Source organism: Hwangdonia seohaensis (assembly GCF_031932625.1).
Lineage (GTDB): Bacteria > Bacteroidota > Bacteroidia > Flavobacteriales > Flavobacteriaceae > Hwangdonia > Hwangdonia seohaensis.
Window position 1 is genome coordinate 1,205,049 of record NZ_JAVSCK010000001.1, and the last position, 12,320, is coordinate 1,217,368.

9 protein-coding genes and 2 tRNA genes are annotated in these 12,320 nt (G+C 35.6%); 7 read left to right on the top strand and 4 right to left on the bottom strand.

Going from position 1 to position 12,320, the window contains the following annotated elements; translation table 11 throughout:
• The first annotated feature begins 7 nt into the window (after positions 1-7).
• The 3 genes from RNZ47_RS05195 (at position 8) to RNZ47_RS05205 (ending at position 695) form a co-directional block, all read left to right on the top strand.
• Positions 8-79: transfer RNA gene (locus RNZ47_RS05195), tRNA-Gly, on the top strand.
• 30 nt (positions 80-109) lie between these two features.
• Positions 110-193 (top strand) — tRNA-Leu (locus RNZ47_RS05200).
• 295 nt (positions 194-488) lie between these two features.
• Complete coding sequence (locus RNZ47_RS05205; protein WP_311937394.1) at positions 489-695, top strand: hypothetical protein; 207 nt, start codon at positions 489-491, stop codon at positions 693-695.
• A 286-nt stretch (positions 696-981) separates the two neighbouring features.
• Here the strand turns inward: RNZ47_RS05205 and RNZ47_RS05210 are convergent, their stop codons facing one another.
• Positions 982-1,269, bottom strand: a complete 288-nt coding sequence (locus RNZ47_RS05210) for a hypothetical protein (protein ID WP_311937396.1) — start codon at positions 1,267-1,269, stop codon at positions 982-984.
• Positions 1,270-1,395: 126 nt separating this feature from the next.
• Entirely contained in the window at positions 1,396-2,631 is a 1,236-nt protein-coding gene (locus RNZ47_RS05215; RefSeq protein WP_311937397.1) for a 3-deoxy-D-manno-octulosonic acid transferase, read from the bottom strand.
• A gap of 159 nt (positions 2,632-2,790) precedes the next feature.
• Between RNZ47_RS05215 and RNZ47_RS05220 the strand changes: the two genes are divergently transcribed.
• Positions 2,791-3,924, top strand: coding sequence for a DegT/DnrJ/EryC1/StrS family aminotransferase (locus tag RNZ47_RS05220; RefSeq protein WP_311937399.1), 1,134 nt, complete (start codon positions 2,791-2,793; stop codon positions 3,922-3,924).
• A complete protein-coding gene (gene galE / locus RNZ47_RS05225) occupies positions 3,917-4,939 on the top strand; it encodes a UDP-glucose 4-epimerase GalE (protein ID WP_311937401.1) in 1,023 nt (340 codons plus the stop codon). Before RNZ47_RS05220 ends, galE begins: the two co-directional genes overlap by 8 nt.
• Here galE and RNZ47_RS05230 read toward each other — a convergent pair.
• The gene (locus RNZ47_RS05230; RefSeq protein ID WP_311937403.1) at positions 4,936-6,051 is read right to left on the bottom strand and encodes a sensor histidine kinase; all 1,116 of its coding nucleotides are present in this window, start codon (positions 6,049-6,051) and stop codon (positions 4,936-4,938) included. The two genes, galE and RNZ47_RS05230, sit on opposite strands and share 4 nt — an antisense overlap.
• Positions 6,052-6,071: 20 nt before the next feature.
• The gene (locus RNZ47_RS05235) at positions 6,072-6,854 is read right to left on the bottom strand and encodes a LytR/AlgR family response regulator transcription factor (RefSeq protein WP_311937406.1); all 783 of its coding nucleotides are present in this window, start codon (positions 6,852-6,854) and stop codon (positions 6,072-6,074) included.
• 552 nt (positions 6,855-7,406) lie between these two features.
• Here RNZ47_RS05235 and RNZ47_RS05240 point away from each other — a divergent pair.
• Together RNZ47_RS05240 and RNZ47_RS05245 are read left to right on the top strand one after the other, a co-directional pair.
• A complete protein-coding gene (locus tag RNZ47_RS05240; RefSeq protein ID WP_311937408.1) occupies positions 7,407-10,604 on the top strand; it encodes a SusC/RagA family TonB-linked outer membrane protein in 3,198 nt (1,065 codons plus the stop codon).
• 10 nt (positions 10,605-10,614) lie between these two features.
• Positions 10,615-12,309 carry a SusD/RagB family nutrient-binding outer membrane lipoprotein gene (locus RNZ47_RS05245; RefSeq protein WP_311937411.1) on the top strand — a complete coding sequence of 565 codons (1,695 nt, stop codon included), beginning with the start codon at positions 10,615-10,617 and terminating at the stop codon, positions 12,307-12,309.
• Positions 12,310-12,320: the final 11 nt, after the last annotated feature.

Consider the following 12,320-nt stretch of genomic DNA (forward strand, 5'->3'; position numbering starts at 1 on the left):
AATTACTGCGAAAGTAGCTCAGGGGTAGAGCATCACCTTGCCAAGGTGGGGGTCGCGGGTTCAAATCCCGTCTTTCGCTCTGAAAACTTTATTAAAACATACCAAAGTTGCTGAAGTGGTGGAATTGGTAGACACGTTGGACTTAAAATCCAATGTCCATTAGGACGTACGGGTTCAAGTCCCGTCTTCAGTACTCAGAAGAACCGTAAACGATTGCTATTCAATTGTTTGCGGTTTTCTTTTTTTAATTAGGCAACATTTAGCCAACCTCGTCAATAAAAGTGTTTTTTAGAGTTTTAGCTTTCCTAGGACAATCATTATTTTGCTTTTGAAAAATTGGTAGAAATCACTAAAAATCAATTTTTGATTTTTTTAAGTAATATTATCAATTACAGTAATGCCGTTGTCACATTCAAATCCTATAGCATCATAGGGCAGTGTTATTATTGTATTATATTTATGGCGATAATCAAGAAAAGCAAATTATTATGTTAAAAAAGACAATTATTAAAGGTAAAATTAGTGAGACAACAACTTTTGAGAAAACAATAGAGGTTTTTTCTCCAAGTGGCAAAAGTATTTGTACTAAAATAGGTAGTAAACGTGTAAATCTAACTCTAGAGGCGGCAGAAATGCTAGCAAATCAATTATTGTCAGATGTGGAATTTTTAAGAAGTAAAAGTTCAAAGGGTTAAAACCTTGATAAATACTTGTCAAGATAATAACCGCACTTAAAGTTTTTTATTTCGGTTTCCAATTGATTTCTAAGGATATTATAACCAACAAGGATTATAAAAAACTAGAGCAAGATTTAAAAAATGCTTTGGCTATTATTAAAGCAGTGAGGAAATGAATACGGAAAAGTAAGAAAGCTGTGTACACAACAAAAAGCCGTCAACTTGTTTTGAAAGTCACAATATATTTAACTTTTAAGCATAAAAAAACCACCTAAAAGGTGGTTCTTTAAACTTTAGACGTTTTTTAATTTCCGCCGGTAGCTTCTTTTACTTTTTGTGTTGCACTTTCAGCAGCCTTGTCTACAGCTTCGCCAGCAGCGTCTGCAGCCTCATCTATTGCTTCACCAGCATCATCACCGGCTTCTTCTATAGCATCACCTGCATCATCAACAGCGTCTTCAATGGCATCAGCAGCTTCTTCTACAGCTTCTTCTGTAGCTTCTACAGCCTCTTCTATTGAATCTTCAGCCTTTTTGGTGTCTCTACAAGATGTAAATGATAAGCCTAATACTAGCAATAAAGCAGTGCTCAAAAATAATTTTTTCATTGGTTTTTGTTTTAGTGTTAATTTTTAAAATCTAGATTACGAATTTAATAACTTATTGTTAAAACCTATTAAGATTGTGTTAATTTTTTAACATTTGATATTAAAATCATTCTATATACGCAGATAATCGAGGATTTGGATGACAGCGCCTTTGTTTTTTTTAATGTATTCTAAATTCTTACTACCCGAATCCAATCTTTTGACCTCGTTTTTAACAAGTTCATTTAATACGGTATTGAATTCTTTTTGATTGGAAATAGAAAACATCCCGCCAATATCAATCATAGATTTAGCCTCAGGAAATTTAACGTGATTATTCCCAATAATAATAGGAACACCAAAAACCGCAGGCTCTAAAGTGTTGTGCAAGCCCGTGTTTCCCATGGCGCCACCAACGTAAGCTATATCGGCGTAATAGTATATTTTAGTTAATAAACCTATGGTGTCAATAATAAACACCTGTGCTTGCGAGAAGTCCTTTTCATTTTTTTCGCTAAATAAAACGGTTTCGGTATGTAATTTTTCTTTTAAGTTTTTTATTTGGGCATTATTAATATTATGAGGCGCCAATATAAATTTTACCCCCTTTGCGGTTTCATTATTAATGTAATCTACAAATAAATTTTCGTCCGGTAACCAAGTGCTTCCAGCTACAACGCATAAGTTGTTGTCCTTAAAATCTTCGATAAAATCTAACTGATTGTTTTGGTTTAATTGACTGTAAACACGATCGAAACGGGTGTCGCCAGAAACGGTAACACGATTGTAGTTTATGGACTCCAACAATGTTTTTGAAGCTCTGTTTTGAGTAAAAATATGTTCGAAAGTAAATAAAGCATCCCGCAGTGTTTTGCCGTAAAATTTAAAAAACGATTGATTTTCCCTAAATGCGGCCGAAATTAAAATAGTGGATAATTGCCGTTGTTTTAATTCATTTAAAAAATTGGGCCAAATATCATATTTAACAAAAATGGTAAGTTCGGGGTTTACCATATTTAAAAAGGATTTGGCATTCTTTTTTGTGTCTATTGGCAGATAAACAACCACATCGGCAATGGGTGAATTTTTACGAATTTGGTACCCTGAAGGCGAAAAAAAAGTGAGCACGATTTTATGTGTTTTGTAATGCTCGCGTAAGGCTTTAAAAACAGGAAGACCTTGTTCGTATTCGCCCAAAGAGGCACAATGGAACCAAAGCGTTTTGTCGGTTTTGTTAAGGTTGTTTTTTAAAGTATTAAAGGTTTCAGAGCGTCCTTTAACGCCTAAGGCAATTTTTTTGTTAAATGGCGCAACACATTTTAAGCCTAATTGGGCCAGATAAATTCCTAAATTATAAATTAAACTCAATTTTATTTCTTTAATGCTAAAATACATTTCTTTAAAATAAATACGTTGGTTAACGCTTATGAATTTTGTAATTTCGCTACATTAAAGCTGTTAAAAGCGTATTCATTAAAATAATGTTCATCTGTTTTCTTAGCATAAATGAACCATAAAAATTTTTAGATGAAGAAAATTCAAATGGTAGACCTTAAAGGTCAGTACAGTCAAATAAAAGATGTTGTAAACCCAGCAATTCAGGAGGTTATTGACACCGCCTCATTTATAAACGGGTATAAAGTTCATGAGTTTCAAAAGAATTTAGAGCAGTATCTCAATGTAAAACATGTTATTCCCTGTGCCAATGGTACCGATGCGTTGCAAATTACCATGATGGGATTAGGCTTAAAGCCAGGTGATGAGGTTATTACGGCCGACTTTACTTTTGCAGCGACTGTAGAGGTTATCGCCTTGCTAAATTTAACCCCGGTTTTAGTAGATGTTAATCCGGATGATTTCAATATAAATATTGAAGCCATTAAAAAAGCCATCACACCAAAAACAAAGGCCATAGTTCCTGTGCATTTGTTTGGGCAGTGTGCTGATATGGAAGCTATCATGGACATTGCAAAAACACATAATTTATTTGTTATTGAAGATAATGCGCAAGCCATTGGCGCGACATATACCTATAAAGACGGTACAAAAGCCAAAGCCGGAACTATTGCCCACGTGGGCTCTACGTCGTTTTTTCCATCAAAAAACCTAGGTTGTTATGGCGATGGTGGTGCCATTTTTACAAACGATGATGATTTAGCGCACACGATTAGAGGTATTGTAAATCACGGGATGTACGAGCGTTACCATCACGATGTTGTTGGAGTGAATTCCAGATTAGATAGTATTCAAGCGGCTGTTTTAGATGCAAAATTACCGTATTTAGATGATTATTGCGATAGACGAAGAGAGGCCGCCAACAAATACGATGCGGCATTTAAAAATATAAATAACGTTGAAATTCCTTTTAGAACGGGGAGTGATGATAATCACGTGTTCCATCAATACACCTTAAAGGTAAAAGGTGTAGATAGAGATGCTTTGGTAAAGCACTTAAACGCACACGACATACCGTGTGGAGTGTATTATCCAATTCCGCTTCACAGGCAAAAGGCTTATGCTGATACGCGTTATAACGAAGCAGATTTTACTGTTACCAATCAATTGGTTAAAGATGTTATTTCGTTACCCATGCACACGGAATTGGATGACGAACAAATCGAATATATCACATCAACTCTTATAAATTTTATAAATGGATAAAATATTAGTTACAGGCGGTTTAGGTTTTATTGGCTCGCATACGGTTGTAGAATTACAAAACGAAGGCTACGAGGTTGTTATTATTGATGATTTGTCGAATTCTTCTGAAAATGTTTTAGATGGTATTTCCGCTATTACGGGAAAAACTCCAATTTTTGAAAAACTGGATTTAAAGGATAGACCGAAAGTAGAACACTTCTTTGCAAAGCATAACGACATAAAAGGGGTGATTCATTTTGCGGCAAGTAAAGCGGTTGGCGAAAGTGTGCAAGAACCATTGTTGTATTACGAAAACAACATTTCTACGCTGGTGTATATTTTAAAAGAGTTGAAAAAATTACCGTCGGCGTCATTTATTTTCAGTTCTTCTTGTACGGTTTACGGTCAAGCCGATGAATTGCCAATAACCGAAAATGCGCCAGTAAAACAAGCGGAATCGCCATACGGTAACACCAAACAAATAGGAGAGGAAATTATAAGCGATACCTGTAAAGTAACCCCAAGCTTAAAAGCGATTGCATTACGCTATTTTAATCCGGTTGGTTCGCACGAATCGGCAAAAATAGGGGAATTGCCCATAGGCGTACCACAAAATTTGGTGCCATTTATTACCCAAACAGCTATTGGTATTCGCGAGCAGTTATCCGTTTTTGGTGACGATTATCCAACGCCAGACGGGACGTGTATTCGCGATTACATTCATGTAGTAGATTTAGCCAAAGCACATGTTGTGGCGCTTAATCGCTTATTGCAAAATAAAAACAAAGCGAATTACGAAACCTTTAATTTAGGAACCGGAAAAGGCAGCTCTGTTTTGGAAGTTGTTAAAGCCTTCGAAAAAGTTTCGGGAGAAAAGCTAAATTATAAAATTGTTGGCAGACGAGAAGGCGATATTATTTCGGCCTATGCCGATACCACCAAGGCTAATAACCAGTTAGGTTGGAAAACAGAATTAACCCTTGATGATGCCATGCGATCTGCTTGGAAATGGGAGCAAAAAGTTAGAAAGGGTTAAAATTCTTTTTCAATTTTAGATATCGATAATTTTATAGGGAAGCTTACCTTGGTAACCACTTTACCAGATTCGTTATAAATTTTGAACTTATAATTGTTGCCATATAAGGAGGCCAATCGTTCTTTAATGTTTTTAAGTCCCGTACCTTTTTTTAGCAAAGCGGGAAGTTTCTCTTTTAACGCTTTTCCATCATTTTGAACTTTAACAATAAGCTTTTCGTTTTTTTTATAAATATCGATTATAATTTCCAATGAAATAAATTCCGTGCCGTAACCGTGTTTGGTGGAATTCTCGACAATGGGCTGAATGAGCATGTTGGGCACCAAAACATTTTCCAAACCCGCTTCGATATTGAGATGAATATTAAGTTGGTCCGAAAAGCGCGTTTTTTTAATGTGGATGTATTTTTTAAGTATTTTCAGTTCTTCTTGCAGTTCAATTAAATTCTCATCTTTTTTATCCAATACATTTCTTAAAAGATCACTTAAATCGACAACCATGGTTTTAGACTTTTCAATATTTATATCCATTAAGGAATGAATCCCGTTTAACGTGTTGAATAGAAAATGCGGATGCATTTGAGATTGAAGAAATTTTAAATGCGATTTTGAAAGTTGCTCTTGAAGCTTTATGGTTTGTATTTTGCTTTCTTCAACTTTTTTCAAATAGTAATACATATAGATTAGCGCCACTAAGGATATGTAGATTAAAAAATGTAAATCCACCAGTCTTATAAAAGTTATACAAAGCTCTTCAAAAGAAAAGTTAACTTCATCCGAAGGGTTTCTGAGCATATCAATGCACCACGAAATACCAATGGTAAATGCGCCTATAAAAAACGAAAAAAATAGATGTATAAAAGCAATTAAAATGAGCTTTGTTTTTTTACTCATTAAATACTTTGTGGTAATGGCTATAAAAACCATAAAGATTATAATTAGGCACCAGTCTAAAACATTGTTAAAAACAAATTCTCCCCAATCTGTTTTTCTTTTGATTAAGATTCGTAAATAGGCGTTTTTTGAAGAATAAATAATAACAAATAGCAAATAGACAAACGATAGAATGGCTATAAGTTTAAAGTCTAAATACTTTTTTAATTTTTTTATCATAAAGAATGTTCTCGAATTAATTAAAACCCCATTTTTTTCTGAAACTCCTTTTTGTAAGATTTACTTATTCTAAAGAGTTTTTCGTCCTGCATTTTCACATCAATCTCACCGTAATTGGAGTATAAAACCTCTTTGATTAACGAGGTGTTAATAATGGTTGACCTGTGAATTCTAGTAAATTTGAATGATTTTAATTGATGTAGCAACGAGCTTAAGGGTTCTCGTAAAAGATATTTTTTTTGTTCGGTAAAAATCTCTGCATAATAACCAGAGGCTTGAATGTATTTTATGTCATTTTTTTCGATAAACGATATTTTACCATTAGCTTTAATAGCTAGTTTAGAGTTTTTAGTTTCAAAAAAATCGGTATTGGGGTTTTCAATATACTGTAGTAAGTTGTTTATTTTTTTGTTTAACCCGTCTGATTTGTTTGAAGAAAACATATCAATCACTTTATTGGTGGATTGAAAAAAACGTTCGTCCTTAAAAGGTTTCAATAAATAATCAAAGGCAAAAAAATCGAAAGCCTTTAAGGCAAATTCATCAAAAGCGGTTATAAAAATTATTAGAGGCATTGCGGATTCGTCAATCTGTTTAAGGATGTCAAAACCCGTCATGTCGGTTATCTGAATATCCAAAAAAATAAGATCAGGTTTTTTGTCGTGTATTGCTTTTATGGCCTCTTTTCCAGAGCTGCATTCTTCAATTAATTCAATGTCTTTAATATCATTCAATAAATTAGAAACCCTTTTTCTAGCTAAGAATTCATCATCTATTATTATGGCCTTAATTGGAGCAATCATTATTAAATTATTAATTAAGTATTCGAAACTAGTATAAAAAATCAACTTTTTAAGTTGCTGCAAATCTTTTTACAGCATAAAAACGGGCATTCAAATCAACTTGAAATTCATACAATGCAAAAAACAGGCATTTTAAATCAATTTATTATAATTTTACCTCAATGGCATTTACCAAGCTTTTTGTTATTAAAATGATTCAATTTAGCTGTAATTACGCGTTTTTATTGGCGTATCTAAGTTAATATATATTTGGTAAGTCTGCGTTAACAAAGTGTTAATCCGCTTAGCCTACTAAATAAGTAGCTTAAATCATTTTGTGCATACTTCAAATCAAACTTGCCTTAAAAAGCCAATTAAACTACTTCTTTTACTATTGCAATTGTAAAAGGTAAGGCAGTTTTAGAGCTTTGCTTTAATAAAAAAATTCGGGGTTTCTCTAAACTTTGATTTCATTTCGTAGAGTATGATTTTTTTGAATTAGTCTTTTAAAAAATTTCTTTGCTGTCTTCCTTTTCTACAATCTGCACAGACTAACTCATAAAATATAAACAAATGAAAAAAAAGTTTAGTGGATTACTAACGCTATTACTGGCGTTTGTTGTGCAATTATCTTTTGCACAAGAAAAAACAGTGTCTGGTACCATATCAGATAGTTCTGGTTTACCGCTTCCAGGGGCAACTGTTTTAATTAAAGGAACGACATCAGGCACCTCTTCTGATTTTGATGGTAATTATTCAATTAAAGTTAACCAAGGTGCTACACTTGTAATTAGTTTTATTGGCTATACGGCTAAAGAGGTAGTTGTAGGAGAATCAAGTACCATTAATGTGCAGCTTGTTGATGATGCCACATCCCTGGAAGAAGTTGTAGTTACTGCTTTTGGTATTAAACGTAATGCCAAGGATTTAGGTTACTCGGTAAGTCAGGTTGAATCAGAAGAAATTCTTGAAAACTCAGAACCCGATTTATTGCGCTCGTTATCTGGGAAAGTTGCAGGTGTAAATGTTAATTTTTCTAATGGTGTTGCCGGAGCTTCAAACCAAATAAGTATTCGAGGGCAAACGACTATAGGGGGTGCAAGTCAGCCTTTATTTATTGTAGATGGTATTGCTTATGACAATTCTCAGGTAACAACATCTAGCCAAACTACGGGCGGTGGTGCTTACGAGTCTGGTATTTCTAGTTTAGACCCCAATAGTATTGAATCTGTATCAGTATTAAAAAGTGCAGCGGCGGCAGCCTTATATGGTTCAAGAGCAACCAATGGCGTTATTGTTATTACTACCAAATCTGGAGCTTCTAAATCGGGAAGTACTAATAATAAGCTAAGTATCAATGTAAGTAGTGGTACTTATTTTGAAGAAATAGCCAACCTACCGGAGTACCAAAATAAATACGGGCAGGGTACACAGTTTAATTTTAATGCAGGCTCCAATGGCTCATGGGGTCCAGCTTTTGATACTTTGGAAACCATTCCCGTGTGGAATAGTTGGGTAACCGCTTTCCCGGATGTGTATGGTCCCGGTTTAATTGAAACACTGCCTTATGTGGCACAGCCAAACAATGTTAAGGATTTGTTTAAAACAGGTATTGTTTTAGATAATTCAATTACAGCATCTTCAAGAAACGAAAACGGTAGTTTTAGTGTTACATTGTCCGATTTGGAACAACAAGGTTACATCCCTTTTAATACTTACGACAGAACTTCTTTTTCAGCTGGAGGAAACTTTAAGCTTCCAAACAATATTACGGTTGGAGGTTCTTTAAGTTATTCTGATACCCAGCAAGTAGGAGGCTTTTTTGGTAATAATCAATTTGCTGGATCTTCGGCTTCTTTTGCAAGAACATTGTGGTTAGGGCGTACTTGGGATTTGTCCATTCCCTATACCAATCCACTCACTGGTGGGTCTGTAATTCCAAACACAGGTTGGGATCACCCGTTATGGTCTTGGGAGAACGATCAGGTAACGACAAACACAAATAGAGTTGTTACGAATTTAAGTATTGGCGTACCCATTGACGATCATATTTCAGCATCGTTTAAAGTAGGTTACAATAAATATGACTTGGATAGAAAGGAAATTAGACATCCGCAATCCATAGCTTCAGCTTTAACAGGAGGAACAATTACTTTAGACTCTGCAACTATCGAAGATATTGAATCTACATTCCTATTGAATTTTGATTATACGCTCACAGATGATTTGGACATATCGGTTATTACAGGATTTAATACGTATCAGAATTCATTTACTCGAGATGTGAATTTAGGAACAACTTTTATTTCACCGGGAATATATACATTGGCAAATACAGTAACGGTTTCGAATCAAAACAGTTTATTTCTGCCTACCAGTGTTGGGTTTTTAAGAAAACGTAACGTAGGCGTATTTGCAGATCTAACATTATCTTACAAAGATTTTTTATTTTTAAACGGAACAGGTAGAAACGATTGGTCTTCTTCCTTACCAATAGATAATCGGTCTTACTTTTATTCTTCGGCAAGTTTATCCTTAATTGTTACCGAGGCCTTCAAATTAAATAGCAACGTGCTAACATTTGCAAAGCTTAGAGGCGGTTGGGCATCGGTTGGTAACGATGCAGGTGCTGAATTTTTAAGCACCACATTTGCCTTAGGAATACCTTTTGCATCCATTCCTGTTATCGGAAATAGAACAGGTTTGGGAGACCAATCCATTACGCCGGAATTTACAGATGAAATTGAAATTGGCGCGGATTTAGAGTTTTTTAAAAGACGCATTGCGATTGATTTTACTTGGTATAAAAAAACCACAACCGATTTAATTTCACCTGTTTCTGTTCCAAGGTCCAGTGGTTTTACATCATTTAATACCAATATAGGAGAAATGACTAACACCGGTGTAGAAATTGGTTTAACATTAGTACCTATTCAAACCGAAAATTTTAAATGGGACATATTTACCACATTCACAAAAAACACCAACGAGGTTACCGAGTTGGTTGAAGGTCTTGAAAGAATTAGGCTAGACGGAAACCAGATAGCTTATGCTATTAAAGGGCAGCCGTTCGGCGTGTTTTTTGGCACCAAACACCAAAGGGATGATGAGGGTAATTATATTATCGATCAATCTACAGGATGGATATTCCAAGACCCAGTGAGTGATATAATTGGCGATCCAACACCAGATTTTAAAATGGGCTTTATCAATACGTTTAAGTATAAAAACTGGTCTTTCCGAGCTCAATTTGATTGGAGGGAAGGAGGCGATATTCAGTCTGTCAGTATAGGCTCACTTTTAGGACGAGGGGTTACCAAAGATACAGAAGATAGAGAACGCACTCACATTATACCAGGGTTTTACGGCGATGTGAATGGAAATTATACATTGGATAATAATGGTAATCGAATCCCAAATACAACACAGCTTGATACAAACGACTTGTATTTTACGGGTGGAGGACCCAGCAATACATGGGGCATAAATTCTACCGATCAAGGAACAGTGTACGACGGTACCGTGTACCGTTTAAGAGAATTAAATTTAACCTACGATGTGCCATCAAAGTGGTTAGAAAAAACACCTTTCGGTAAAATGTCTTTAAGTGCCTTTGGAAATAACTTATGGTATTTTGCACCAAATGTTCCAAGATACACCAATTACGATCCAGAAATAACATCTTTCGGTTCGAGCAGAATTCAAGGTATTGAAAACTCTTCAGCGCCAACGTCTAAACGTTATGGATTTAAAATTAACCTAACTTTTTAAATAAAAAAAAATGAAAAATATAAAATTTAAAAGGTATCATATTTTACCAATATTTATCGTCGTTATATCGCTTTTTGGATGTGACAACTATTTAGATGTAGATACAGATACAGATAACCCAACTGTTGCTCCAATGAATCAGTTGTTGCCCAATATAGAAATTACAACCGCATTACTGGCCGATTGGAACAACTTTAGTGGCGAAGTCTTAGGGACGCAAACCCATCAGGGGGTTTCAAGAAGCAGCCAAGATCAATACGGTACCCAAGCCAATAACATCCCTTTAAATAACGATTGGAATAATGTGTATTTAGCATTAACAGATTTGGAAACATTAATCTCTCAAGCAGAGACAGATGGCGCTACGGTTTACAAAGGCATTGGGCAATTGCTTAAGGCGTATATGATGTCTGTGGCGGTCGATTTGTGGGGCGATGTCCCATATTCTGAGGCCACATTGTTAATACAAGGCGTTGTGAGTCCGGTTTTTGACGATTCAGAAACTATATATCAAGATATTTTTAATTTAATTGATGAAGCCAAAGTAAATTTGAATAACCCCAGTGGTTTGCTTCCAGCGGCAGATGACTTTTATTATGCCGGTTCCACAAGTAAGTGGATTAAGTTTGCCAATACGTTTAAATTGAAATTACTTAATCAAATCCGATTGTCATCATCACCATTGTTTAGTCAATCTGCTTTAGATGCATTGGTGGCTGAAAATAACTTCTTTGCATCAAATGCAGATGATTTTCAATTCATACATACAGCCACGGTTTCACCACAAGACGAACGTAACCAATTATTTCAAGCCGCTTACGGCGGTGCTCAGGTAGATCATTACGTAAGCCCATGGTTTTATGAGATTTTAATGGGAATGAATCCTAATATCCATACAGGAAACCAAGACCCTAGAATACCCTATTATTGGGCAAATCAATTGCAGCCTGGGCAATTTCCCAGAGACCAAGCAGATCCTATTTCTGGCGATCCCCGAGCAGATTATTGGGATTCCTCTACAGGATTTTTCACCATACGTTTTGGTAGTGTTGGCCCATGGCGAGATGGTGCCGTAGCCAACGATGCTACATTTCCGGGTATTTTCCCATGTGGTGGAAGATATGACGACGGGCAAGGTTTTGCAAGAACCGTTGCGAGTGGAACTGGAGTGGCACCAAGAAGAATATTAACTTATGATGAGTTTTTGTATATCCAAGCTGAACTTATGCATGTAGGTTTAATCACTGGAGATGCTGCAGCAAAATTAACTCAAGCCATAACGGCAAGCTTTGCTAAGGTAGATCAGGTTGTAGCAGGAACAGGCACAACCCAAACCGTGCCAGTGCTATCGGGTTCAACGGCCGTTACAGATTTTATTGCGAATATTGAAGCAGAATTTACGGCAGCAAGCGCAGAAAAACAAATGGAAATTATCATGACCCAAAAATGGGTGGCAACTTATGGCGACCAAATGGATCAATATAATGATTACAGAAGAACAGGCTACCCTGTTTTGGCAGATCCAAATGGCACAAACGAGTATCAGTTAGACAATGGCGATGCATATCCTTTACTAGATACTGATACCACATTGAATAACCCATATAATAGAACATTTTTCTGGCCAGAAAACGAGTTAAACCTTAATCAGAATGCTCCAGAACAAAAAACTATAGCGACTTATAGAGTGTTTTGGGACAATTAAAACATATAAAA